This window comes from Pseudomonas sp. ICMP 3272, assembly GCF_001466905.1.
Taxonomy (GTDB): domain Bacteria; phylum Pseudomonadota; class Gammaproteobacteria; order Pseudomonadales; family Pseudomonadaceae; genus Aquipseudomonas; species Aquipseudomonas amygdali.
This window is the reverse complement of sequence record NZ_LKEK01000001.1, coordinates 1-23,684: the sequence shown is the minus strand read 5'-3', so window position 1 is coordinate 23,684 and position 23,684 is coordinate 1. Positions and strand designations below refer to the sequence as shown.

Below are 23,684 nucleotides of genomic sequence, written 5' to 3'. Positions count from 1 at the left end.
CTCAGGCAGTTAGCGGTCGCCTGAAATGTTTTTTCACCGGAAACAAAAAAGGCCACTCTTTCGAGTAGCCTTTCTTGATGTTTGGTTGCGGGAGCCGGATTTGAACCGACGACCTTCGGGTTATGAGCCCGACGAGCTACCAGACTGCTCCATCCCGCGTCTGTGTGGCGGCATTCTACAGCCGAACGCTGAAGTGTCAACCCTTAATCTTGAAAGCGGGCAAATGAGTAGCAGATTGTGCACCTGTGCCAATGATGCTGCCTTTTTTGCGCCGCAATGTGAAAGCGCTGATCAGGCTGCAATGAAGGGGTGTCAGTGGCAGGGCATGAGAAGGTACTTTTAACGCAGGCACAAAAAAGGCCACTCTTTCGAGTAGCCTCTTTTGATGTTTGGTTGCGGGAGCCGGATTTGAACCGACGACCTTCGGGTTATGAGCCCGACGATGAGCCCGACGAGCTACCAGACTGCTCCATCCCGCGTCTGTGTGGCGGCATTCTACAGAGAGATGGCGGGGTGTCAATGGTTAGTTTTAAAAAAGTGCTTTTTCTTCAATTGGTTAGCGCCGCCGCTTATGAGTTTTTTCGGCTCTGACGCCTGTATGGCGGGGCTCCGCAGTTTTTTCGACCACGCGTCAGGGACTTTTCACTGCTTTTCACGGCGACCTTTCGCATCACTGGATGTTACTTGCCGGTACGAATGAGATACTGCTCAGCCATTGATTGCAAAATCCCATCAGGTCATGACGCAGCGCAAAATCATCCATATCGACTGTGACTGCTTTTATGCAGCCATTGAAATGCGTGACGAGCCCGAACTCGCTGGCAAGCCGCTGGCGGTGGGCGGCTCTGCAGAGCGGCGCGGGGTGATTGCGACCTGTAATTATGAAGCGCGCGCGTATGGGGTGCGTTCAGCCATGTCATCCCGACATGCGCTCAAACTTTGCCCGGACCTGACCATCGTCAAGCCGCGCATGGAGGCCTATAAGGAGGCGTCACGGGAAATCCATACGATATTCCGGGATTACACCGACCTTATAGAGCCTTTGTCTCTGGACGAGGCGTTCCTCGACGTATCGGATGCCGGGCACTTTTCCGGTAGCGCCACGCGCATTGCCCAGGACATCCGGCGCAGGGTCTCGAATCAGCTGCATATCACGGTTTCGGCGGGCGTCGCGCCGAACAAATTTCTGGCCAAGATCGCCAGTGACTGGAAAAAGCCCAACGGTTTGTTCGTCATTACTCCGGATCAGGTCGAGGATTTCGTCGCCTCTTTGCCCGTTACCAAACTCCACGGCGTGGGAAAAGTCACCGCAGACAAGCTGGGGCGGCTGGGTATCGTCGACTGTGCCGACCTGCGAAGCCGCAGCAAGCTTGCGCTGGTCCGTGAGTTCGGCAGCTTTGGTGAGCGTCTCTGGAGTCTGGCGCACGGAATAGATGACCGTCCGGTGCAGAATGACAGTCGACGTCAGTCAGTCAGCGTAGAAAATACCTACGACACGGATCTGCCTGATCTGGCCGCCTGCCTGGAAAAGCTGCCCGCCCTGCTGGAAACCCTCGGTAACCGGATGGCGAGAATGGAAGGGCAGTACCGGCCCGGCAAGCCCTTCGTCAAAGTGAAATTTCACGACTTCACTCAGACGACTCTGGAGCAGTCCGGAGCCGGAAGGGATCTAGGCAGTTATGAGCAGTTGCTGGCGCAGGCGTTTGCCCGTGGTGCCAAGCCTGTTCGGCTTCTGGGTATAGGTGTGCGCCTGCACGACCTGCGCGCAGCGCATGAACAATTGGAGTTGTTCTCGCAATAATGAAATGGTCGGCTGCGGTTACATACCGCAGCCTTTCACATTACTGGCTCTGGGCGGGAACGGCGACCAGACGGCCAGCGTCCCTGGCGAGTGATTTGAGAAATTCACCCTGCAACTGCGGATCGTTGCGTGTCAGTTCAATCAGGCTCTGTTCAAGCTCGCTGGCTTCTTCTTCCAGTCCCAGGTCAGAAAGGCGTTTGACGCGATGCACCCATTGGCTGACTTCGTCATCTTCCAGATCGTCGTATATCAGCGCGTGGGCTTCCAGCAGCTTGCCGCGCAGAGAGTGGCTGATTGGCAAGCTGGCGTTCGCGTGAGCGCTGTCCTGGTCGTCTTCGACATTGATATAAATGCGCGTGATACGGCTCAGGTCCTGTTCGGCAAAAGGACTGTCCAGCAGGTTCAGGCGCAGAATGCCGTTGCGGTCGGTGCTCATTTCATGAGTTTCGTTACCGGCCTTGACCATCACCGGGCGTTCATTCCACGGCAGGGTGGAGTTCTCGATCCGCTTGTCCTTCTGAACCTCGTCGATGCTCGCCAGATTCTGCTCGGCGCGACCGTGGGACGGGGCGTTCATGAACGGGTTCAGACCTGCCACACCATAGTGAATCCAGTCCCGGGTCATGCTTTCCGGCAAATTGCCCAGTGCAAAGACGTTGACCACATTCGCCCCTACGCCAGCTACAACAGCGACCGCGCCGAGCGGGATCTCGTAGATCTCCCGCCAGGGCTGGTAGGGCGTATAGCGGTCATAGTGGCGGGTGACTTCAAAATCGGTGACTTCGAACGATTTGTGCTCGTGAATCCGCACGCGGCGTTGCGGTAACTCCAGTGTTTTGGGTTCACCGATATCGACTTGCAGTGTGTGTTCGAGGAGTTTGCGTTCGACGCGCTCCTCGTGCTCACTGCGTTGTGATAGCTGATTGGCACAGCCGCCGACGAGAAACGAGCCGCACAGGACGGCGCTGCCGAGGCTTAAGGTGCTTCGTTTGAGCATGGGATCTCTGATGCGGATTGGGCGAGTGACGAGCGGCGCACCTGTTGAAAAAACAGGTGCGCCTTTTGACTCAGCGGTTCACTTTGCCCTGGATGAACGACAGCACATCCGCGACTGCAATGGCTTGCGGTTGCGACTCGGTACGGCTCTTGTATTCCAGATTGCCTTCGGCCAGACCACGGTCGCTGACCACGATGCGATGCGGGATACCGATCAGTTCCATGTCGGCGAACTTGATGCCGGGGCTGGTCTTCTTGTCGCGGTCATCGAGCAATACTTCGAAGCCGGCGGCAGTCAGCTCGGCGTACAGTTTGTCTGTCGCTTCACGAACCGCGTCTGTTTCGTAGCGCAGCGGGATCAGGGCGATCTGGAAAGGCGCCAGAGTGTCGTTCCAGATAATGCCGTTTTCGTCGCTGTTCTGTTCGATTGCGGCGGCAACCACGCGGGAAACGCCGATGCCGTAGCAACCCATCGCCAGATTGACCGGCTTGCCGTTTTCCCCCAGCACCTGGCACTTCATCGCTTCGCTGTATTTGGTGCCCAGCTGGAAGATGTGGCCCACTTCGATGCCGCGCTTGATTTCCAGCGTGCCTTTGCCGTCCGGGCTTGGGTCGCCCGCAACAACATTACGCAGGTCGGCGACGGTCGGAACCGGCAGGTCGCGTTCCCAGTTGACGCCGAAATAGTGCTTGTCATCGATATTGGCGCCGACGCTGAAGTCGCTCATCAGCTCGACCGAGCGGTCGATGATGCATGGCAGCGGCAGATTCAACGGGCCCAGCGAGCCTGCACCTGCGCCGATGGCGTCACGCAGTTCAGCTTCGGAAGCCATCACCAACGGGCTGGCAACCTGTTCAAGCTGGCTGGCCTTGATTTCGTTGAGCTCGTGATCGCCACGGATGATCAGTGCGATCAGCTTGCCTTCTTCGGCAGCATGGACCACCAGCGTCTTGACGGTTTTCTCGATCGGCAAATCGAAACCTTCGACCAGTTGGGCGATGGTTTTGGCGTTCGGAGTGTCGATCAGACGCAATTCTTCAGTAGCGGCCGGACGAGTCTTTTCGCGAGGCACCGCTTCGGCTTTTTCGATGTTGGCTGCGTAATCGGAGCCATCGCTGAACACGATATCGTCTTCGCCGGATTCGGCCAGCACGTGGAACTCGTGCGAGCCTGCGCCGCCAATCGAGCCGTTATCAGCTTCGACCGGGCGGAACTTGAGGCCCAGGCGCGTGAAGATGTTGCTGTACGCCAGGTGCATGCGATCGTAGGTGACCTGCAGCGAGGCGTGGTCAGCATGGAACGAGTAGGCGTCTTTCATGACGAACTCGCGCCCGCGCATCAGGCCGAAGCGTGGACGGATTTCGTCACGGAATTTGGTCTGGATCTGGTACATGTTGATTGGCAGCTGTTTATAGCTGTTGAGCTCATTGCGTGCCAGGTCGGTGATGACCTCTTCGTGGGTCGGGCCCAGGCAGAACTCACGGTTGTGGCGGTCGACCAGACGCATCAGCTCCGGACCGTATTGTTCCCAGCGACCGGATTCCTGCCAGAGTTCTGCAGGCTGAATGCCGGGCATCAGAATTTCGAGTGCGCCAGCGGCGTCCATTTCTTCACGAACAATGGCTTCGACCTTGCGCAGCACGCGCAGGCCCATTGGCAGCCAGGTGTAAAGACCGGATGCCAACTTGCGGATCATGCCAGCGCGCAGCATCAGCTGATGGCTGACCACGACCGCATCGGAAGGGGTTTCTTTCTGTGTGGCGAGCAAAAATTGACTGGTGCGCATGGTTGGCCGTTGTCGGTTGCTGAGACTGGATATGACCTGGCATTGTACGGCGGTGTTCCGGTCGCGTACAGGGCAGGGCAGGCTTGCAGGGGGTAGGGGAGCTCTTTCAGAGCTGAATGAAAAAGCCCGGCATGAGCCGGGCTTCTTCTATTAACGAGTGCTGAGCTGCGATTACAGGATCGAGATCGGGTAGTCGACGATCAGGCGGAACTCGTTGACGTCGCCATCTGGCTGATCAACATTGCTGCGGTGCCAAGCTTGACGCATACGGAAGGACAGGTCTTTCGCCGGGCCATTCTGTACAACATATTTAGCTTCAAGGTTGGTTTCGTGGTGTTTGCCATCGGCGCCATAAAGACCAGCATACTTGCTGGAACTATCTACCTTGGTGCCGTCGATGTCGTCACCATTGATGTAGCGCGTCATGAAGCTTAGGCCAGGCACGCCGTAGGGAGTCATGTTCAGATCCTAACGAACTTGCCAGGATTTCTCGCCCGGACCGTTGAAGTCAGAATACTGAACCGAGTTGGCGAGGAAAATCGAGTCGCCGCCACGGTTCTTGCTGCCGATACCGATGTAGTCGAACGGGGTGTCACCATCGACCTTCTGAAATGCGACAGTAACCGTGTGCGCTGCCAGAAAGGAATAGGCAGCTGAGGCGGAATAGGTAGTGTTATTGATCGAGCCTGCTTCAGCGCTACCTTCATCGAGTGTGCGGTAAAGGTTTACGTCAAAGGCCAGAGACTGATCATTGCTCAGAGGCAAAACGTAATTCACATTACCGTAGTACTGATCCCATATGTCCTCAAGTCTGGATGCGTAGAAGGCAACTCCGAGGCTGTCGGTCACTGCATATTTGCCGCCCAGGAAGTCGGCATTTGAAGCGCGCAGGCCATTGCCGTTCGCATAAGTAGCCCAGATCGTACCGTCATGGCTCGTAGTATCTTGGGCTGTGCCGGAGTAGAAGTGACCTGCTTCCAGATCAAGGCCTGCGATCTCGCTGCTCTGCAGGCTCAGACCGCTCGCAGTTTGAGGCAGAAGACGCGAACCACCTACAGCGAATACCGGGCTGGTAGGTTGCATGTCACCGACTTTCAGCTCGGTTTTGGAGATGCGGAATTTGACAGCGCCGCCTATCTTGCCAAATGTGTCTTTGTTGTCTCGATCAGCCCCGTCAGCGCGGGTCGCAAGGTTGCCTGAACCTGAGTACTTATCCGGACCCCACAGTTTCAGGCCAGCGTAGCCGAATGCCTCAACACCGACACCGATGGTGCCTTGAGTGTAGCCGGTGCTGAAGTTGGCCCAGATACCCTGGGTCCAGTCGCGATCATCCTGAGCGCGATCTTTCTTGTCGCGGTTGTAATAGTAATTGCGCAACTTCAGGTCAAGCGTGCTGCCTTCCACAAAGCCCTTGGCATCAGCCTGATCGCTGACGAAAGGTGCCGCTGTTGCCAGTTGGGTGCTGGCTGCCGTAACGGCCAGTGCGATTGCGCTCCACTTCATCACTCTCATCGTGATTGCTCCTTTGGTTTTTAGAAGATTTTTGCCGTCCACCTGTTTTTTTATCTGGGCGGCTCTTTCTATTTTTGGTCGGCGGAATCTATATCACGCTGACGCTGGTTGCTATAGGTACAGCTCTATCCTTTCAGATTCTTTACGACATGGCGCCAGGCTAGCCCGTAGTGGCATCTGTGCTTGATCGAATGGATCAATACGCGGTCTGCCAAACACGTCCCCAAGGCCGCGAGCCTTGTTTCCCTTGATGCTGTCACCCTCGTTTTCCGCCGGGGGGACGTGATCATATGGGTCATAAAGCAACAAGCGTGCACAAAATTTCCGAAAATGAAAAAATTTTGTGAAAAATCAGAATCAGCATCGCTTTTTTGATTTATCCATATGATTTTTATGAATATTTCAATTTTGTAAAAATATCGATGGATTTTACGTGTCATGGTTTGGGGCGGTTCTTTCTCGCAAAAGCGTTACCCGAATCAGCTCCCTTTGAGTAGAAAACGAATGCGCTGTGTTGTTGTCGCAACAGCAGTGTGTGATTTTGGTGCAGTGCGTACCCGGCTCGCCTGAACCTGGAGCAATGCTCTGGTTGGTCACCATGGTGAGGCCAGGGTTGTTTCATTTTCATGTACCTGAAACAGGCAATTGTCAGGCGGCGTTTCAATGCATGAATTCATGGTTGGCGGTTGTGTGACATTAGCGAGCGTCAAATCGGTGCGCTCACCGTTATGCCGGAATCATTCTGGTGCGCATGGCGGCGGGCACGTGAAGCGCCGTGCGAACCCTAGTATCCTGCGGACCTCGCAGCACCCTGTTACCGAGAGGGCAGGTACATTCACCTGGCAGTCAGGAGTTTTTTATCGTGTTCGTTCTGGATTCTCGTCTTCAACAAGACACCTTGCCCATTGGCGACTTTCCGCTGTGCCGGTTACTGCTCTCCAATGACAGTCATTACCCGTGGTTCATTCTGGTACCGCGTCGGGCTGATATCACTGAGGTGTTTCAGTTGAGTGCTGCAGATCAGTTGCAGCTATGGCAGGAGACCAGTGTTCTGGCCAAGGTGCTGAAAGAGCTGTTCGATGCGGATAAAATCAACATTGCTGCCTTGGGTAATGTGGTCAGTCAGTTGCACATGCACGTAATTGTGCGCAATCGTGACGATACGGCCTGGCCTGCGCCCGTCTGGGGCAAGCATGCTGCAGTTGCTTACACCGACGAGCAGTTCTCGGCAATCTGCCGGCAGCTCAGGCCGGTATTGACGAATGATTTTCGATTTGAGGAGGAGCAGTCATGAGCCTTGAAGAGCGAGTCATGGAGCTGGAAAGCCGCATGGCCTTTCAGGACGATACGATTCAGGCACTCAATGATGTGCTGGTAAAGCAGCGGCGCGAGTTTGATCATCTGCAGCAGCAGATGGCAGCAATGATCAAGCGTCAGGAGGAGATGGGCAGTCAGTTCGATACCTTCGAGGAAGAAGCGCCGCCACCTCACTATTGATCCGTTGCCATAAAAAAACCGCGACTTCCTTTGGAAGGTCGCGGTTTTTTGTTGCCCGAAAAAAATCAGCGGCGGGGCAGGGCTGCAATAACGTCTTCGGCCTGCAGGCCTTTGTCGCGGTTCATCACGGAAAACTCGACGCGTTGGCCTTCGACCAGTACGCGATGGCCTTCACCGCGAATGGCACGAAAATGCACAAAAATATCGTCGCCGGAATCCCGGGAGATAAAGCCGAAGCCCTTGGAGGTGTTAAACCACTTTACGGTGCCAGTATCACGATTTCCCATGTCGTGGTTTTGAGGTGCGGAGGATGGAGTGTAAGACCTGTAAAAGCTGACGCCCAGGTGCAAGGCGACGGCCACGATGGCGATGCTCAGGCTAACCAGAATTGCCGGTTGGCCTGCGATGCCGGGCAGAGGAACGAGCAAGGTCAGCGTTTGTACGATTACCGCAATGACAAGCAGGGCACTGACCAGATTTTGCAGATTATGACGTGGGCCTCGATTCCAGTAAGGGATTACCGGAGCGAGTATCAGGTTAAGCAGCCCGAGAAATGCCAGGCAGATGGCGTCAGGGTTTTGCAGGTAGAGAGAGACCGCTTCACTACGCAGGCTAGGTATGAAAGAGAGCAACAGGGCTGCTGCTCCCGTTACCAGATGGACGATTTTCAACATTTTAAAAAGCTCACATGCAAGAAGGATTACAAGAAATAGCTGGTAACGCCCGGTACGCTTCTGAACAAGATGAGGCGTGATGCACGGGCGCAGGGCCAGCCTATGCGCCAGCGCTGAATGGCAACTCGTTGGCGACACGTCGTGTATTTAACAGCAAAGCCTGATGCTACTCAAATCAGCAATCAATAACGGCCCTCCTGCCTGCCCAGCTTTGATAGCCCGTGCCGCTACAGGGATTGAAACAGAGCGTTCAGGCTGGTTTTGCTAATGAGCATTGAGGGTGCGCAGGGATTTTCTGTCCGTGGCGCCTGTTGTGATGCGTCACAAAGCACCCAGGTATGTCCATGAATCGTTGCCGGCTTGTGGCATCGACCCAACGGAAAGCTGCGCCATTCGGGTTCTCTTGATAGAGTAGTGGTCTTTACTGCTTTTCAATCCTCACTAAAAGGGCATGAAACATGGCAATCGATATTGGTATCAGTGAAGAGGATCGCAAGTCGATCGTGGACGGTCTGTCGCATCTGCTGTCGGATACTTATGTGCTTTATCTCAAGACTCACAACTTTCACTGGAATGTCAGCGGGCCGATGTTTCGCACGCTGCATTTAATGTTTGAAGAACAGTATAACGAACTGGCACTGGCGGTTGACTCTATCGCTGAGCGTATTCGTGCGTTGGGCTTCCCTGCTCCTGGCACTTATTCGACGTATGCTCGCCTGTCTTCCATCAAGGAAGAAGAGGGCGTGCCAAGTGCCGAAGACATGATCAAAAGTCTGGTTCAGGGTCAAGAGGCCGTTGTCCGTACTGCGCGTAGTATCTTTCCTCTTCTGGACAAGGTCAGCGACGAGCCGACGGCTGATCTGTTGACGCAGCGTATGCAGGTTCATGAGAAAACTGCCTGGATGTTGCGCTCGATGCTTGAGTCGAAATAACGACCGGGGCGAGTGACGCCAAGCGCCACTCGCCTGTTCTTCATATGTTGCCTTGCAGGCAGCGCCTGATCTTCGCCTTTTTGGCCTCCGCTGCTTGAGCGCTCAGGCACAAGAAGGCCTGGTCGTCGCTCGTCGTCACGCATATCATCCAGCCATATTCCTTGCTCCTCTTCATTATGCCTTCAGGGTTAAACGATATTCCGCTGATTTCTGTAGCCATCTCCTACAGTGATAAAGTATCAGAGCGGCTGGATATAAAATCTCGAATCATGTTTTATGCATCAGGGTATTTATTTGTTTTTGAATATTTCTTTTAATGTTTAAAGTTTATGATTCGAAGGTGATCGTTATGATGTTACGAAGTGCTGAGCGAGAGCTTAAGTTTTTACATCGGGAGGTGGAAATACGCCATGACCCCTTTGTCGAAGATTTCAACATGACCCTGGCGCAGCCTCATTCCAAATCCGTTCGGCTAAATGGTCTGGCCACCTGCCTGCGCCTGGAGAACGTGTATTGGAACATTCTGTCAGGCATTGCAAGTTCCAATGAGTGTTCTGTTAATGCGGTATTGTCCTACATTGATCGAGAGGTTCACTTACGTCATGGAGGTGTAAAAAACTTCAGCGGTCTCATTCGCGTTGTCTGTGTTGCGCATCTGTTGAAGGATGCTCACGTGGAAAATACCCACGTTTAGAGTGGTCTTTACCCTCATTCCTGCAGGCCCGCCTCGACGTGCCTGCGTTTCCCTCGTAGCGCGACCGAGCTGGGGGCGGTCACGAACTTATCCGGCCGTGATAGGTTCGTTCGGCTGCACGGTGCCAATTAACTCTATATAATCCTCCGTCTTGCTAGCGGGCGTGACTCTGCGTGGGCCAGGGCTGGCTTTAGTCTTGTGCCGGTGCCGTGTACCACTGAGCGCAAGCCAGGAGCGAAAGCGCCACCGAATTCGAATTACGAGAAGTGAAAACACCATCATGATGCGCAGCCATTATTGCGGCCAACTGAACGAGAGTCTGGAAGGCCAGGAAATTACCCTTTGCGGATGGGTCCACCGTCGTCGTGACCACGGAGGCGTTATCTTCCTCGATATCCGCGACCGTGAAGGCATGGCTCAAGTCGTGTTCGACCCTGATCGTGCCGACAGCTTCGCCGCCGCTGACCGCGTGCGCAGCGAGTACGTGGTCAAGGTCGTGGGCAAGGTTCGCGCTCGTCCGGCAGGTGCCGTGAACGCGAATATGGCGTCGGGTGCCATCGAGGTTCTGGGTTACGAACTCGAAGTGCTGAACGAGTCCGAGACTCCGCCATTCCCACTGAATGAATATTCCGACGTCGGCGAGGAAACACGCCTGCGTTATCGCTTTATCGACCTGCGCCGTCCGGAAATGGCCGAGAAGCTGCGTCTGCGTTCGCGCATCACCACCAGCATCCGCCGCTATCTGGATGACAACGGCTTTCTCGACGTCGAGACGCCGATCCTGACCCGCGCCACGCCGGAAGGTGCTCGCGACTATCTGGTCCCAAGTCGCACACACCCGGGCAGCTTTTTCGCTCTTCCGCAGTCGCCTCAGTTGTTCAAGCAATTGCTGATGGTGGCTGGCTTTGACCGCTACTATCAGATCGCCAAGTGCTTCCGCGACGAAGACCTGCGTGCCGACCGTCAGCCGGAATTCACTCAGATCGACATCGAGACCAGTTTCCTCAATGAAGAGGACATCATCGGTCTGACCGAGAAGATGGTTCGTCAGCTGTTCAAGGAAGTCCTGGACCTGGAGTTCGGTGATTTCCCGCACATGACCTTCGAAGAAGCCATGCGCCGCTACGGCTCCGACAAGCCAGACCTGCGTAACCCGCTGGAACTGGTGGATGTTGCCGATCAGCTCACCGGCGTCGAGTTCAAGGTGTTCAGCGGTCCGGCCAACGACCCCAAAGGGCGTGTTGCCGCACTGCGTGTGCCGGGCGCTGCCAGCATGGCGCGCAGCCAGATCGACGACTACACCAAATTCGTCAGCATCTATGGTGCCAAGGGCCTGGCCTACATCAAGGTCAACGAGCGCGCGAAGGGGCCGGAAGGCTTGCAGTCGCCGATCGTCAAGTTCATCCCGGAAGACAACCTGAACGTCATCCTTGATCGCGTGGGTGCGGTCGATGGCGATATCGTTTTCTTCGGCGCGGACAAGTTCAAGATCGTCAGCGAAGCTCTTGGCGCGCTGCGCATCAAGATCGGTAACGACCTCAAGCTGCACACGTGCGAGTGGGCACCGATGTGGGTCGTCGACTTCCCGATGTTCGAAGAAAACGACGACGGCAGCTTCACCGCATTGCACCATCCCTTCACGGCACCCAAGTGCACGCCCGAAGAGCTGGAAGCCAATCCGGCGACGGCGCTGTCGCGTGCCTACGACATGGTGCTTAACGGTACCGAGCTGGGCGGCGGTTCGATTCGTATCCACCGCAAGGAAATGCAACAGGCGGTCTTCCGTCTGCTGGGTATCGCCGAAGACGAGCAGCAGGAGAAGTTCGGCTTCCTGCTCGACGCCTTGAAATACGGCGCTCCGCCGCACGGTGGTCTGGCGTTTGGTCTGGACCGTCTGGTGATGCTGATGACCGGCGCGCAATCGATTCGTGAAGTGATTGCGTTCCCGAAAACCCAGAGCGCCGCCGACGTCATGACCCAGGCGCCTGGCGTTGTCGATGCCAAAGCGTTGCGCGAGCTGCATATCCGTCTGCGCGAGCAGCCAAAGGCCGAGTGATGCCGGGCAGGGCGTATCGTCGATACGCCCTGTATCTGCCCTTATTGAGTGAAGCTTTTTGCCTCGTTGTTCAGGGCGAAAGGTGAAGGTGTTTCAAAAAGAATCTGGAGCGAAAAATGGCAGGTCATTCTAAGTGGGCGAACATCAAGCACCGCAAAGAGCGTCAGGATGCCAAGAAAGGCAAGATTTTCACCAAGTGGATTCGTGAGCTGACCGTTGCTGCGCGTCAGGGCGGCGGCGATCCTGGTTCCAACCCGCGTCTGCGTCTGGCGCTGGACAAGGCGCTTGGTGCAAACATGACCCGTGACACCATTGATCGTGCGGTCGCGCGAGGCGTGGGCGCGTCCGACGGTGACGATGTCGAGGAGCTGGGTTACGAGGGCTACGGCCCGGGCGGTGTGGCAATCATGGTCGAAACCATGACTGACAACCGTAATCGCACCGCCGCTGCCGTTCGCCATGCGTTCACCAAGTGTGGCGGCAACCTCGGTACTGACGGCTCTGTGGCTTACCTGTTCGATCGCAAGGGCCAGATTTCCTTTGCTGCCGGCGTCGATGAGGATTCCCTGATCGAGGCTGCCATGGAAGCTGACGCCGATGATGTCGTGACCAACGACGATGGCTCGATCGATGTGTTTACGTCGTTCTCCGGGTTCTATGCCGTGCGTAACGCTCTTGAGGCCGCAGGTTTCAAGGCTTCCGACGCAGAAATCGTCATGTTGCCGACAACCAGTGCAGTGCTTGATCTGGAGACCGCCGAGAAGGTCCTCAAGCTGATCGACATGCTTGAAGACCTGGATGACGTGCAGAACGTCTATTCAAACGCGGAAATTCCGGACGACGTCATGGAACAACTGGGCTGATCGCCGACAGGTAATACCGAGTCAGAAGCCGGGGGAGCGAAGCTGTGAGCATCACGCAGCTATCGGCCTCCGGCTTCTGCCTTTATGCTGCACCTATTGTTTTGCGTCACCTTCTCAAGCTGCAGGCGTTATGACTCTTATTCTTGGTATCGACCCCGGTTCGCGAATTACCGGCTATGGCGTGGTACGTGACACCGGGCGTGGTTGTGTCTACGTCGCTTCCGGGTGCATTCGTACCGGCAGTGGTGAATTGCACGAGCGTTTGCAGATCGTCTATCGCGGGGTGCGGGAGGTCATCAAGACCTACGGACCGGTGACGATGGGCATCGAAAAGGTTTTCATGGCGCGCAACGCCGATTCGGCCCTGAAACTGGGGCAGGCCAGGGGCGCGGCCATTGTGGCGGGTGCCGAGGAGGCGCTGGAAATTGCCGAGTACACTGCCACTCAGGTCAAGCAGGCAGTAGCAGGGACTGGCGGTGCCAACAAAGAGCAGGTGATGATGATGGTCATGCATTTGCTCAAACTGACCCAGAAGCCTCAGATTGACGCCTCCGACGCGCTGGCTATCGCGCTGTGTCATGCGCACACGCGCTCCAGCCTGATTCCTCACGGGTTGAGTACCGCGCGCAGCCGCGGCGGCCGTTTGCGTCTGTGACTGAATCACGAGGACCTGTGTCTTTACGATGACTGTGTTCAATTTCTTCTTCGCGCAAGCGACAGGCAACACGAAAGGATCTGAAACGTGATTGGACGTTTACGCGGCTCTCTCGCCGAAAAACAGCCTCCGCATCTGGTGTTGGATGTCAATGGTGTCGGCTATGAGCTGGAAGTGCCGATGACGACGCTGTATCGGTTGCCGCACGTCGGCGAAACAGTGACATTGCACACCCATCTGGTGGTCCGCGAGGACGCGCATCTGCTGTATGGCTTCTATGAAAAACGCGAGCGCGAGCTGTTCCGTGAATTGATCCGGCTGAACGGGGTCGGCCCCAAGCTGGCGCTGGCGTTGATGTCCGGCCTGGAAGTCGATGAGCTGGTGCGTTGCGTTCAGGCGCAGGACACATCGGCGCTGACTCGTATTCCCGGTGTAGGCAAGAAAACCGCCGAGCGTCTGCTGGTCGAGCTCAAGGATCGGTTCAAGGCCTGGGAGTCCTTGCCAGGCACCTTTACGCTGGTTTCCAATGGTCCGAATCAGGCCGAGCCTGTGGCATCGGCCGAATCCGATGCAGTCAGCGCGCTTATTTCACTGGGTTACAAACCGCAGGAGGCGAGCAAGGCTGTCTCCGCCATCAAGGAAAAAGATTTGAGCAGTGCGGATCTGATTCGCCGTGCGTTGAAGGGGATGGGTTAAGTGATAGACGCCGACCGTCTGATAACCGCCGCTGGCGGCCGTGATCGTGATGAACAGATGGACCGTGCGATTCGGCCACTGAGCCTTGCGGACTACATCGGCCAGCCGACCGTACGCGAGCAGATGGAACTGTTCATCCAGGCTGCCCGTGGCCGCAATGAGGCGCTGGATCACACATTGATCTTTGGGCCGCCCGGTCTGGGCAAGACCACGCTGGCCAATATTATCGCTCAGGAAATGGGTGTCTCGATCAAGAGTACCTCCGGGCCGGTGCTTGAGCGGCCCGGTGATCTGGCCGCAATCCTGACCAACCTTGAACCCAACGATGTGTTGTTCATCGATGAGATCCATCGTTTGTCGCCGATTGTCGAAGAAGTGTTGTATCCGGCAATGGAAGACTTCCAGCTCGACATCATGATCGGTGAGGGTCCCGCCGCGCGCTCTATCAAACTTGATCTGCCACCGTTCACGCTGGTCGGTGCGACTACGCGCGCGGGCATGCTGACCAACCCATTACGCGATCGTTTCGGGATCGTTCAGCGGCTCGAGTTTTATAATATTGCCGACCTGTCGACGATCGTGTCGCGCTCGGCGGGTATTCTGGGGCTGGTCATCGAGCCGCAAGGCGCTTTCGAGATTGCCAGGCGCGCCCGTGGTACGCCACGGATCGCCAACCGTTTGTTGCGTCGGGTACGGGATTTCGCCGAGGTGCGCGGCAATGGGCAGATCACCCGGCAGACCGCCGACAAGGCCCTGAACCTGCTGGACGTCGACGAGCATGGCTTCGATCATCAGGACCGGCGTCTGCTGCTGACCATGATCGAGAAGTTCGATGGCGGGCCTGTCGGTGTCGATAGCCTGGCGGCGGCCATCAGCGAGGAGCGTCACACAATCGAGGACGTGCTCGAGCCCTATTTGATCCAGCAAGGCTATATCATGCGCACGCCGCGCGGACGTGTGGTCACCCGTCATGCGTATCTGCATTTCGGGCTGAATATCCCCTCCAGGATGGGGGAGATGCCGGTGGCGGACGATGTGGTCGATGATCCGGCGGATTTATAGCAATGCTTTGCAATTTATTTGCGGTCGGCGTGGTCACATTGCCAGTCCTGCCGCCGATACCGGTAATAAGTGGCAAAACGTTGAAAAACAGTTGCCTGACCCGATTGGCAACCTGAGGAGTAAGCTCTAGAGTATGCGCGCGCAAAACGGGGTTCAGTCGTTCGCACATCGCTGTCGCGTTTATTACGAGGACACCGATGCTGGCGGCATCGTCTACTACGTCAATTATCTGAAATTCATGGAGCGGGCTCGTACCGAGCGGCTGCGGGAATTGGGCTTTGCCCAATCCGAACTGGCGCAGGAAAACCTTTTATTTGTCGTGCACTCCAGTGACGCGCGTTATCACAAGCCCGCGCGGCTGGATGACGAGTTGCTTGTCAGTGCAGAAGTAACCGAATTGAACCGTGTCAGCCTGCGCTTTCAACAGCAGATCAGGCGGGCGTCGGATGCAACGCTGCTCTGTGAAGGGCAGTTCCTGGTGGCGTGTGTACGCGCCGATAGTTTTAAACCCCGGGCCATTCCCGAAGCTCTGCGAGCGGCCTTTGCCGACCAGGGCGGCGCGGGCATACATTCAGAGCAGGAGATAAAGCGTGGAAGCTAACGTCGTCGACCATTCCTCCATGTGGAGTTTGGTCAGCAATGCCAGCATTGTTGTTCAGTTGGTAATGCTGATTCTGGTGGCTGCTTCGGTCACTTCGTGGATCGTGATTTTTCAGCGCAGCAATATGCTGCGCGCAGGTCGTCGTGCACTGGACAGCTTTGAAGAGCGTTTCTGGTCGGGTATCGATCTGTCCAAGCTGTACCGTCAGGCGGGCAGCAATCCCGATCCGGACTCTGGCGTAGAGCAGATCTTTCGTGCCGGTTTCAAGGAATTCTCCCGCCTGCGTCAGCAGTCCGGTGTCGATCCCGATGCGGTCATGGAAGGTGTGGCGCGCGCCATGCGTGTGGCTATTTCCCGCGAGGAAGAAAAGCTCGAAGCAGGTCTGCCATATCTGGCGACCGTGGGTTCCACCAGCCCGTACGTCGGTCTGTTCGGTACTGTCTGGGGGATCATGAACTCCTTCCGCGGTCTGGCGACTGCCCAGCAGGCAACGCTGGCCACCGTGGCACCGGGTATTGCCGAGGCACTGATTGCAACGGCTATCGGCCTGTTCGCAGCCATCCCGGCCGTTATTGCCTACAACCGTTTCGCCGCGCGCAGTGAGACCTTGATCAGCCGTTACTACACGTTCGCTGACGAGTTCCAGGCCATCCTGCACCGTAAAGTGCACACCAGCGAAGAGTGAGCAGGTAATTCCCCATGGCTTTAATCGCTCGAGATCGTCGCAGAAAACGCAAGCCGGTCGCCGAAATGAACGTAGTGCCCTACATCGACGTGATGCTGGTGTTGCTCGTGATTTTCATGGTGACGGCTCCCATGATCAACCAGGGCGTGAAAGTCGACTTGCCCAAGGTCTCCAGCGAGGCTTTGCCGCAAGACAACAACAATCAGGTCCTGACCATTTCGATCAAGGCTGACAAGACCTATTACTGGAACCTTGGCAGCGAAGTCGATACCGACAAGCAGATGGACAAGGCAATGACCCTGCCGCAGCTGACTGCCGCCGTGACCAAGATCGTCGCTGCCGGTCGTGACGCAGGCAAGCAGACGCAGGTTTTCATTCGTGGTGACAAGACCGTCGATTACGGCTCGGTCATGGGCACGATGGGCGGGCTGCAGAAGGCTGGGGTCGGGAATGTTGGCTTGATTACCGAGGCACCCTGATGCAGCCGATTCGAGAGCCGTCCGCCTCGGAAAGCTACTTCTGGCCCAGTGTCTGGGCCGTGGCATTGCATATTCTGATTTTCGGCATGCTGTTCGTCAGTTTTGCCATGACTCCGGATTTGCCCGAAGCCAAGCCTATCGTTCAGGCAACGCTCTATCAGCTCAAGTCCAAGAGCCAGGCCACTACCCAGACCAACCAGAAGATTGCCGGTGAGGCGAAGAAAACCGCTGCGCGACAAACTGAAGTCGAACAGCTGGAGCAGAAAAAGATCGAGCAGCTCAAACAGGAAGCTGTAAAAGCTGCGGAACAAAAGAAAGAAGAGTCGGCTCAAAAAGCCGAAGAGCAGAAAGCTGCCGACGAAGCCAAAAAGGCCGAACAGAAAGCAGAGGAGGCCAAAAAGGCTGACGATGCCAAGAAAGCCGATGAAGCCAAGAAGGTTGCCGACGCCAAAAAGCTTGAAGAGAAGCAGCAGGCTGATATAGCCAAGAAAAAGGCCGAAGAAGAGGCGAAGAAAAAAGCCGAAGAAGACGCCAAGAAAGCTGCTGCCGAGGAAGCCAAGAAACAGGCTGCTGATGAGGCCAAGAAAAAGGCCGCAGAAGACGCCAAGAAAAAGGCTGCCGAGGACGCGAAGAAAAAAGCCGCTGCAGATTCCGCCAAGAAGGCGCAGGAAGCAGCTCGCAAATCCGCTGAAGACAAGAAGGCGCAGGCACTGGCCGATTTGCTGTCCGATAAACCGGAACGGCAACAGGCTTTGGCTGACGAGCGGGGCGATGAAACGGCTGGCAGTTTCGATGACCTGATTCGTGTCAGGGCGTCCGAAGGCTGGAGTCGTCCACCATCGGCACGTAACAACATGTCGGTAACGTTGCAGATCGGCATGTTGCCGGACGGTACGATTGCTTCAGTATCGATTGCCAAGTCCAGTGGTGACGGGCCGTTCGACAGCTCTGCGGTTGCTGCGGTGAAGAACATTGGACGTTTGACAGAAATGCAGGGTCTGAAGCCGGCTGACTTCGCTCCCTATCGTTCATTCAAGATGACATTCACACCTGGAGATCTAGCCTTGTGATCAACCTTTTTCGAGGACTGCTGGTCGTTCTCTGTTTCGCATCCGCAATGGTGTCGGCAGAAGAAAAGAACATTCTGGTCACCAGCGGCAGTGACCGTGCAGCACCGATTGCTGTTGTGCCATTCGGATGGCAGGGCGGTAACGTACTGCCGGAAGACATGGCGGAAATCGTCAGCAACGATCTGCGCAATTCCGGCTACTACGCGCCGATCCCGAAGCAGAACATGATCAGCTTGCCGACCCAGGCCAGCGAAGTCATTTTCCGTGACTGGAAAGCGCTGGGTGCCCAGTACGTCATGGTCGGCAACATCACGCCTGCTGGCGGACGTTTGCAGATCCAGTACGCGCTGTTCAACGTGGCCACCGAACAACAGGTTTTGACCGGTAACGTGTCGGGTACCAACGATCAACTGCGGGACATGGCGCATTACATTGCCGACCAGTCGTTCGAGAAGCTCACCGGCATCAAAGGTGCGTTTTCTACCCGCATGCTCTACGTGACCGCCGAACGTTTCTCCGAGAACAACACGCGTTACACCCTGCAGCGTTCGGATTACGACGGTGCTCGCGCAGTAACCCTGCTGCAATCGCGTGAGCCAATCCTGTCGCCACGGTTCGCGCCGGACGGCAAGCGTATTGCCTATGTATCGTTCGAACAGAAGCGCCCGCGCATTTTCGTTCAACACATCGATACCGGTCGCCGTGAGCAGATCACCAATTTTGAAGGCCTGAATGGCGCGCCTGCATGGTCGCCGGATGGCAGCAAGCTGGCATTCGTTCTGTCCAAGGATGGTAACCCGGAGATCTACGTGATCAATCTGGCTTCGCGCCAATTGAGCCGCGTTACCAATGATTCTTCGATTGATACTGAACCTTTCTTCGGAAAGGACGGGTCTACGCTATACTTCACGTCGGACCGTGGCGGCAAGCCACAGATCTACAAGACAAACATTAATGGCGGCGGTGCCGAACGTGTAACGTTCGTGGGTAACTACAACGCCAACCCGAAATTGTCAGCGGATGAAAAGACGCTGGTAATGATTCACCGGCAGGACGGCTTCACTAATTTCAAGGTGGCAGTGCAGGATTTGGCCCGCGGTAGCGTAAAAATCCTCACAGATAGCAACCTTGATGAGTCGCCTACTGTTGCGCCCAACGGCACCATGGTAATCTACGCCACCCGCCAGCAGGGCCGGGGAGTCTTGATGCTCGTGTCCATTAATGGACGCGTAAGGCTCCCGCTTCCTACCGCTCAAGGCGAAGTCAGAGAACCTTCCTGGTCCCCTTACCTGAACTGACGCGGCGCTACACGATTTGCTTAACACACTGGGGTTCATTAGGAGTTTCAAGATGGAAATGCTGAAGTTTGGTAAATTTGCTGCGCTGGCTCTGGCCATGGCTGTAGCTGTAGGTTGCTCTTCCAAAGGCGGCGACAATGCCGGTGCAGGCGGTGCTGTTGATCCTAACGCTGGTTACGGCGCCAACACTGGTGCAGTTGACGGCTCCCTGAGCGAAGAAGCTGCTCTGCGCGCAATCACTACCTTCTACTTCGAATACGACAGTTCGGACCTGAAGCCAGAAGCCATGCGCTCCCTGGACGTGCACGCGAAAGACCTGAAAGCTAACGGCGCTCGCGTTGTTCTGGAAGGTAACACCGACGAACGTGGTACTCGCGAGTACAACATGGCACTGGGCGAGCGTCGTGCGAAAGCCGTTCAACGCTACCTGGTTCTGCAAGGTGTTTCCCCAGCTCAGCTGGAACTGGTTTCCTACGGCGAAGAGCGTCCAGTTGCTACCGGCAACGACGAGCAGTCCTGGGCTCAAAACCGTCGCGTCGAACTGCGTAAGTAATTTGACATGCGAACGTGCCGACGTGCTCTAACCGTTTTGGCCCTCGCCCTTCCGCTTTCAGCGTTGGGTGCGGCACCTGTGGTCGATAACAATTCTGGCTCTGGCAGCAGCAGTTATCCGCCAGCGGGTTATGGCACGTCCGGCGCCTATGCCGGGGGAGGGGTTACGGCCCCTGCCTCGGCACAAGGTCAGCTGTTCATGCAATTGCAGCAAATGCAGGACGAAATCGCGCGTTTGCGCGGTGTTGTCGAGGTCCAGCAGAATGATATCCAGCGCATGAAGCAGGAAGCTCTGGAGCGTTATCAGGAACTCGATCAACGCGTAGCCAGTGGCGCAAGTGGCGCAGCCGCTCCGGCTACCAATAATTCTCAACCTGCTGGTGGCGCTATCGACGCTAGTGGGACGCCTTCGGCCTCAGCGGCTCAGCAGGCACCGGCAGCAGGCACCGAGCCTCCTGACCCGGCGAAGGAAAAGCTTTATTACGAAGCAGCCTTCGATTTGATCAAGGCAAAGGACTTCGACAAGGCCAGTCAGGCCTTTACCGCTTTCCTGCGCAAATACCCGAACAGCTCGTACGCGGGCAATGCCCAATACTGGCTGGGTGAAGTGAATCTGGCCAAAGGTGACCTTCAGGGCGCCGGTCAGGCGTTCGCCAAGGTCAGTCAGCAGTATCCGAAGCATGCCAAGGTGCCTGACTCGCTGTACAAGCTGGCTGACGTCGAGCGTCGTCTCGGTCACACCGACAAGGTAAAAGGCATATTGCAGCAGGTGGTCGCCCAGTATCCGGGCACCTCGGCTGCACAATTGGCGCAACGAGATCTTCAGCGTCTTTGATGTGCTGACCCGCTGATCAAGAAAGCCGCGCTAGTCGCGGCTTTTTTCGTTAGAATCTCGCACCCGAAATTCCGGTACACCCTACGCTTTTCCGGATTCTGCGATTGCAGGGTCCCTTGAAGTGCCTGACGGAGGCGGACGGCCTGTTTAGCTGTTACGCCCGTGGCTGATATGCAAGACACATTACGCATCACCGAAATCTTTCACTCGTTGCAGGGTGAAACCCGTACGGCTGGCCTGCCTACCGTATTTGTCCGCCTGACCGGCTGCCCACTGCGCTGTCAGTATTGTGACAGCGCCTACGCATTCAGCGGTGGGACTATCCAGACGCTGGATGACATCGTTGGGCAAGTGGCGGCCTATCGTCCTCGCTATGTCTGTGTGACCGGCGGTGAGCCGCTCGCTCAGCCCAATGCCATCCCGTTGCTCAAGCGTCTTTGTGATGCGGGCTATGAGGTGTCACTGGAGACCAGCGGCGCGCTGGATATCTCGGCAGTCGATCCTCGTGTAAGTCGCGTTGTAGACCTCAAGACTCCCGGGTCAAAGGAAGTCTCGCGTAACCGATACGAGAACATCGAGCTGCTGACGAGCAACGACCAGGTAAAATTCGTGATTTGCTCGCGCGAGGATTACGACTGGGCTGTCTCCAAGCTGATTCAGTACGGTCTTGAGCGTCGTGCGGGCGAGGTCCTGTTCTCGGCCAGTCACCACGAGCTTAAAGGCCGTGATCTGGCGGACTGGATCGTTGCCGACAATCTACCGGTACGCTTGCAGATGCAGTTGCATAAAATTCTTTGGGATGACGAGCCGGGGCGCTGACATGATTGAATTGACCAATACCGAAAAAAGAGCCGTGATCCTGCTGTCCGGTGGACTGGATTCCGCAACCGTGGTCGCCATGGCTCGAGCAGAAGGCTACGCCTGCTACACCATGAGCTTCGACTACGGCCAGCGTCATCGCGCCGAACTGGATGCGGCAGCGCGCGTTGCCCGCGATCTGGGTGCAGTCGAGCACAAGGTCATTGGCCTGAACCTCAACGGCATTGGCGGCTCGGCATTGACCGATAGCTCCATCGCCGTGCCGGAGTCGCCCTCTGAGGGCATTCCGGTGACCTACGTACCGGCACGCAACACGGTGTTCCTGTCGCTGGCGCTGGGCTGGGCAGAGGTGCTAGGTGCACGGGATATCTTCATCGGCGTCAATGCCGTGGACTATTCGGGCTATCCCGACTGCCGTCCCGAGTTTGTCGAGTCGTTCGAGCGCATGGCCAATCTCGCGACCAAGGCTGGTGTGGAAGGGCAGGGGTTCACAATCAGAGCGCCGCTGCAGAACCTGAGCAAGTCGGACATCGTCAAGGCAGGCGCTGCTTTGGGGGTCGATTACTCACTGACGGTTTCCTGCTATCAGGCTGATGACCAGGGCCGAGCCTGTGGCAAATGCGACAGCTGTCGCCTGCGCGCCGAGGGCTTCACAGCCGCAGGTATGGCAGACCCGACACGTTATTTTTAAAGTTTTTTGAAAAAGGTGTTGAATTACTGATAAAAATCAGTAATATACGCGCCACACAACAGAGGGTCGTTAGCTCAGTTGGTAGAGCAGTTGGCTTTTAACCAATTGGTCGTAGGTTCGAATCCCACACGACCCACCATTTCGAAAATCTGGAAGGCCCATGAAAATGCGGATTTCCAGATTTTTTTTTGCATTGCAGATTGTGGTGCCTGGATTGCTGCTTTGAGCGTCCTGTGCTCGATTGGTGCTGTGATCTGTAAGCGGTTGGAAAGCCTTTCCAAGGCGTCCCCTCGACAATTTTGTTTCAATTCATCTGATCTCCAGCCACACCCAGCATTTTGTCGGCTATGGCTCGCCGCAATCCTGGGCGAATAAAGGTGCGCTCAGCGAAGAGGCATCCATGCCAGGTGGTACCAACACCCTTATCCCGTTAATTCCGCACTCACGGATCCGTGCCGAGGGTGGCAGATGACTGCCATTCCTGCTGCCGCCTTAATATAAAGGCCGCGTAGAAGGCAGCTCCACTGAAAGCACCTCCGTAAAAGATGCTTGTGGAGAAGTCGGGACCGCCATCGGCTGTGAGGTATTGGTGTTTACGCCAGCTTCAACAGTGGCAACGACGGCCTATAGCGTGAAGGCAAGTGCCGGTCCCCTCAGATAAATCCAGGTTTAAATAAAGTTCAATAAACCGGATACATGGTCGATACAAATATTTGACGCCATGATGGTGGCGTTCTAGTATTGCCTGCCCTTTTGATGTCGATCTGCCACTTCTGGGATGTGCTGTGTATTTCAGTAGCTCGGAACTGCAATGCTTTCGGTTGCCGGCATGGCCATTTCTCCGCTTGTGGCTACTGCGCTGGGTGATATGCCCTGCTTGAAAGATCTTGAAAATGACCTTCGCGTGCTCCCAGCAATGTCCTGATGTGACCGAGCGCGAAGCGCCGATCTATTTTCGTATGGACTTCTTTCTTTAGTCAGACCGCTTTCAACTTCCCGCTCTGAGGTCGTTTACATGGACGTTCACCAACTGGCTCTGCTTGCTCGCCAGCCTTCTGCCTTGCTGATCGAGCGCCAGTCCTTTTGGGGAATGCCCAAACGCGGCCTCGCGCTGATTCTGGCCAATGCCCTGTTCTGGCAGCCGCTGCTGGTTCAGGCCGAAGGCATCGTGGTCAGTGGGCCGAATACCAGCCTGAGCCAGGCCGGTAATGGCGTGCCCATCGTCAACATTGCCACGCCCAATGCCACCGGCCTGTCGCACAACCAGTTCCAGCAGTACAACGTCGACAGTCAGGGCGTCATCCTCAACAACTCGACGAACCAGACCCAGAGCACTCAACTGGGCGGCATCATCGTTGGCAACTCCAACCTGCGCGGCACGGCCGCTACCACCATTCTTAACGAAGTGGTTGGGGCCAACGCCAGCCAG

At 56.1% G+C, this 23,684-nt stretch carries 23 protein-coding genes, 3 tRNA genes and 1 pseudogene; 21 read left to right on the top strand and 6 right to left on the bottom strand.

The genetic code is table 11. The annotated features are described in order from the left end of the window. Nucleotides 1-82 precede the first annotated feature (82 nt). Together AO068_RS00140 and AO068_RS00135 are read right to left on the bottom strand one after the other, a co-directional pair. Nucleotides 83-159, bottom strand: a tRNA-Met gene (locus AO068_RS00140). Between the two features lie 231 nt (nucleotides 160-390). Further along, nucleotides 391-479 (bottom strand) — tRNA-OTHER (locus tag AO068_RS00135). Nucleotides 480-739: 260 nt separating this feature from the next. On the opposite strand from AO068_RS00135, the gene dinB reads away from it, so the two are divergent. Further along, the gene (gene dinB, locus AO068_RS00130) at nucleotides 740-1,801 is read left to right on the top strand and encodes a DNA polymerase IV (RefSeq protein ID WP_005746536.1); all 1,062 of its coding nucleotides are present in this window, start codon (nucleotides 740-742) and stop codon (nucleotides 1,799-1,801) included. 40 nt (nucleotides 1,802-1,841) lie between these two features. On the opposite strand, the gene AO068_RS00125 is transcribed toward dinB, so the two are convergent. The 3 genes and pseudogenes from AO068_RS00125 to AO068_RS00115 form a co-directional block, all read right to left on the bottom strand. Then, complete coding sequence (locus AO068_RS00125; protein ID WP_058399675.1) at nucleotides 1,842-2,798, bottom strand: hypothetical protein; 957 nt, start codon at nucleotides 2,796-2,798, stop codon at nucleotides 1,842-1,844. Between the two features lie 70 nt (nucleotides 2,799-2,868). Beyond that, on the bottom strand, nucleotides 2,869-4,584 hold the full coding sequence (locus tag AO068_RS00120; protein WP_058399676.1) for a proline--tRNA ligase: 1,716 nt from the start codon (nucleotides 4,582-4,584) through the stop codon (nucleotides 2,869-2,871). Between the two features lie 171 nt (nucleotides 4,585-4,755). After that, nucleotides 4,756-6,096, bottom strand: a pseudogene (locus AO068_RS00115) (OprD family porin). A gap of 862 nt (nucleotides 6,097-6,958) precedes the next feature. On the opposite strand from AO068_RS00115, the gene AO068_RS00110 reads away from it, so the two are divergent. After that, a complete protein-coding gene (locus AO068_RS00110) occupies nucleotides 6,959-7,390 on the top strand; it encodes an HIT family protein (protein ID WP_058399678.1) in 432 nt (143 codons plus the stop codon). Then, entirely contained in the window at nucleotides 7,387-7,593 is a 207-nt protein-coding gene (locus AO068_RS00105; protein ID WP_002554665.1) for a SlyX family protein, read from the top strand. The genes AO068_RS00110 and AO068_RS00105 overlap by 4 nt, the downstream gene beginning before the upstream one ends. 65 nt (nucleotides 7,594-7,658) lie before the next feature. On the opposite strand, the gene AO068_RS29470 is transcribed toward AO068_RS00105, so the two are convergent. Beyond that, nucleotides 7,659-8,267 (bottom strand): cold-shock protein, encoded by a 609-nt coding sequence (locus AO068_RS29470; protein ID WP_002554664.1) that lies wholly within the window; start codon nucleotides 8,265-8,267, stop codon nucleotides 7,659-7,661. Between the two features lie 458 nt (nucleotides 8,268-8,725). Here AO068_RS29470 and AO068_RS00095 point away from each other — a divergent pair, with 458 nt between their 5' ends. From AO068_RS00095 to AO068_RS00005, 18 genes are all read left to right on the top strand, one after another. Further along, the gene (locus tag AO068_RS00095) at nucleotides 8,726-9,199 is read left to right on the top strand and encodes a Dps family protein (protein ID WP_003314356.1); all 474 of its coding nucleotides are present in this window, start codon (nucleotides 8,726-8,728) and stop codon (nucleotides 9,197-9,199) included. A gap of 349 nt (nucleotides 9,200-9,548) precedes the next feature. Then, complete coding sequence (locus AO068_RS00085) at nucleotides 9,549-9,893, top strand: ribbon-helix-helix domain-containing protein (RefSeq protein ID WP_005746541.1); 345 nt, start codon at nucleotides 9,549-9,551, stop codon at nucleotides 9,891-9,893. Nucleotides 9,894-10,173: 280 nt separating this feature from the next. Next, nucleotides 10,174-11,949: an aspartate--tRNA ligase gene (gene aspS / locus AO068_RS00080; RefSeq protein WP_002554661.1), complete on the top strand. Its 1,776-nt coding sequence runs from the start codon at nucleotides 10,174-10,176 to the stop codon at nucleotides 11,947-11,949. Between the two features lie 116 nt (nucleotides 11,950-12,065). After that, complete coding sequence (locus tag AO068_RS00075) at nucleotides 12,066-12,812, top strand: YebC/PmpR family DNA-binding transcriptional regulator (protein ID WP_005733344.1); 747 nt, start codon at nucleotides 12,066-12,068, stop codon at nucleotides 12,810-12,812. A gap of 130 nt (nucleotides 12,813-12,942) precedes the next feature. After that, nucleotides 12,943-13,467: a crossover junction endodeoxyribonuclease RuvC gene (gene ruvC, locus AO068_RS00070; RefSeq protein WP_004657902.1), complete on the top strand. Its 525-nt coding sequence runs from the start codon at nucleotides 12,943-12,945 to the stop codon at nucleotides 13,465-13,467. Between the two features lie 87 nt (nucleotides 13,468-13,554). Then, a complete protein-coding gene (ruvA, locus tag AO068_RS00065) occupies nucleotides 13,555-14,163 on the top strand; it encodes a Holliday junction branch migration protein RuvA (protein ID WP_004657901.1) in 609 nt (202 codons plus the stop codon). Further along, on the top strand, nucleotides 14,164-15,225 hold the full coding sequence (ruvB, locus tag AO068_RS00060; RefSeq protein WP_002554657.1) for a Holliday junction branch migration DNA helicase RuvB: 1,062 nt from the start codon (nucleotides 14,164-14,166) through the stop codon (nucleotides 15,223-15,225). A 133-nt stretch (nucleotides 15,226-15,358) separates the two neighbouring features. Further along, nucleotides 15,359-15,826 carry a tol-pal system-associated acyl-CoA thioesterase gene (ybgC, locus tag AO068_RS00055; protein WP_005733346.1) on the top strand — a complete coding sequence of 156 codons (468 nt, stop codon included), beginning with the start codon at nucleotides 15,359-15,361 and terminating at the stop codon, nucleotides 15,824-15,826. Then, the gene (gene tolQ / locus AO068_RS00050) at nucleotides 15,816-16,511 is read left to right on the top strand and encodes a protein TolQ (protein WP_002554655.1); all 696 of its coding nucleotides are present in this window, start codon (nucleotides 15,816-15,818) and stop codon (nucleotides 16,509-16,511) included. Before ybgC ends, tolQ begins: the two co-directional genes overlap by 11 nt. Before the next feature lie 14 nt (nucleotides 16,512-16,525). Continuing rightward, entirely contained in the window at nucleotides 16,526-16,990 is a 465-nt protein-coding gene (gene tolR / locus AO068_RS00045; RefSeq protein ID WP_002554654.1) for a protein TolR, read from the top strand. Further along, on the top strand, nucleotides 16,990-18,060 hold the full coding sequence (gene tolA, locus AO068_RS00040) for a cell envelope integrity protein TolA (protein WP_058399679.1): 1,071 nt from the start codon (nucleotides 16,990-16,992) through the stop codon (nucleotides 18,058-18,060). Before tolR ends, tolA begins: the two co-directional genes overlap by 1 nt. 47 nt (nucleotides 18,061-18,107) lie before the next feature. Then, a complete protein-coding gene (gene tolB / locus AO068_RS00035; RefSeq protein ID WP_216597196.1) occupies nucleotides 18,108-19,358 on the top strand; it encodes a Tol-Pal system beta propeller repeat protein TolB in 1,251 nt (416 codons plus the stop codon). A gap of 52 nt (nucleotides 19,359-19,410) precedes the next feature. Continuing rightward, complete coding sequence (pal, locus tag AO068_RS00030; protein ID WP_002554651.1) at nucleotides 19,411-19,911, top strand: peptidoglycan-associated lipoprotein Pal; 501 nt, start codon at nucleotides 19,411-19,413, stop codon at nucleotides 19,909-19,911. A gap of 6 nt (nucleotides 19,912-19,917) precedes the next feature. Then, nucleotides 19,918-20,745 carry a tol-pal system protein YbgF gene (ybgF, locus tag AO068_RS00025; RefSeq protein ID WP_083509064.1) on the top strand — a complete coding sequence of 276 codons (828 nt, stop codon included), beginning with the start codon at nucleotides 19,918-19,920 and terminating at the stop codon, nucleotides 20,743-20,745. A 171-nt stretch (nucleotides 20,746-20,916) separates the two neighbouring features. Beyond that, entirely contained in the window at nucleotides 20,917-21,564 is a 648-nt protein-coding gene (gene queE, locus AO068_RS00020; RefSeq protein WP_058407337.1) for a 7-carboxy-7-deazaguanine synthase QueE, read from the top strand. Between the two features lies 1 nt (nucleotide 21,565). Beyond that, nucleotides 21,566-22,255, top strand: coding sequence for a 7-cyano-7-deazaguanine synthase QueC (gene queC / locus AO068_RS00015; protein ID WP_080394845.1), 690 nt, complete (start codon nucleotides 21,566-21,568; stop codon nucleotides 22,253-22,255). Between the two features lie 63 nt (nucleotides 22,256-22,318). After that, nucleotides 22,319-22,394 (top strand) — tRNA-Lys (locus tag AO068_RS00010). Nucleotides 22,395-23,270: 876 nt separating this feature from the next. Next, nucleotides 23,271-23,684: filamentous hemagglutinin N-terminal domain-containing protein (locus AO068_RS00005; RefSeq protein ID WP_161936566.1), on the top strand; the 414-nt coding region annotated here is incomplete at its 3' end.

Coding starts and splice junctions, on each gene's coding strand:
- dinB (WP_005746536.1), top strand. CDS start 740: ATGACGCAGCGCAAAATCATCCATATCGACTGTGACTGCTTTTATGCA.
- AO068_RS00125 (WP_058399675.1), bottom strand. CDS start 2,798: ATGCTCAAACGAAGCACCTTAAGCCTCGGCAGCGCCGTCCTGTGCGGC.
- AO068_RS00120 (WP_058399676.1), bottom strand. CDS start 4,584: ATGCGCACCAGTCAATTTTTGCTCGCCACACAGAAAGAAACCCCTTCC.
- AO068_RS00105 (WP_002554665.1), top strand. CDS start 7,387: ATGAGCCTTGAAGAGCGAGTCATGGAGCTGGAAAGCCGCATGGCCTTT.
- AO068_RS29470 (WP_002554664.1), bottom strand. CDS start 8,267: ATGTTGAAAATCGTCCATCTGGTAACGGGAGCAGCAGCCCTGTTGCTC.
- AO068_RS00095 (WP_003314356.1), top strand. CDS start 8,726: ATGGCAATCGATATTGGTATCAGTGAAGAGGATCGCAAGTCGATCGTG.
- AO068_RS00085 (WP_005746541.1), top strand. CDS start 9,549: ATGATGTTACGAAGTGCTGAGCGAGAGCTTAAGTTTTTACATCGGGAG.
- aspS (WP_002554661.1), top strand. CDS start 10,174: ATGATGCGCAGCCATTATTGCGGCCAACTGAACGAGAGTCTGGAAGGC.
- AO068_RS00075 (WP_005733344.1), top strand. CDS start 12,066: ATGGCAGGTCATTCTAAGTGGGCGAACATCAAGCACCGCAAAGAGCGT.
- ruvC (WP_004657902.1), top strand. CDS start 12,943: ATGACTCTTATTCTTGGTATCGACCCCGGTTCGCGAATTACCGGCTAT.
- ybgC (WP_005733346.1), top strand. CDS start 15,359: ATGCGCGCGCAAAACGGGGTTCAGTCGTTCGCACATCGCTGTCGCGTT.
- tolR (WP_002554654.1), top strand. CDS start 16,526: ATGGCTTTAATCGCTCGAGATCGTCGCAGAAAACGCAAGCCGGTCGCC.
- tolA (WP_058399679.1), top strand. CDS start 16,990: ATGCAGCCGATTCGAGAGCCGTCCGCCTCGGAAAGCTACTTCTGGCCC.
- tolB (WP_216597196.1), top strand. CDS start 18,108: ATGGTGTCGGCAGAAGAAAAGAACATTCTGGTCACCAGCGGCAGTGAC.
- pal (WP_002554651.1), top strand. CDS start 19,411: ATGGAAATGCTGAAGTTTGGTAAATTTGCTGCGCTGGCTCTGGCCATG.
- ybgF (WP_083509064.1), top strand. CDS start 19,918: ATGCGAACGTGCCGACGTGCTCTAACCGTTTTGGCCCTCGCCCTTCCG.
- queE (WP_058407337.1), top strand. CDS start 20,917: ATGCAAGACACATTACGCATCACCGAAATCTTTCACTCGTTGCAGGGT.
- queC (WP_080394845.1), top strand. CDS start 21,566: ATGATTGAATTGACCAATACCGAAAAAAGAGCCGTGATCCTGCTGTCC.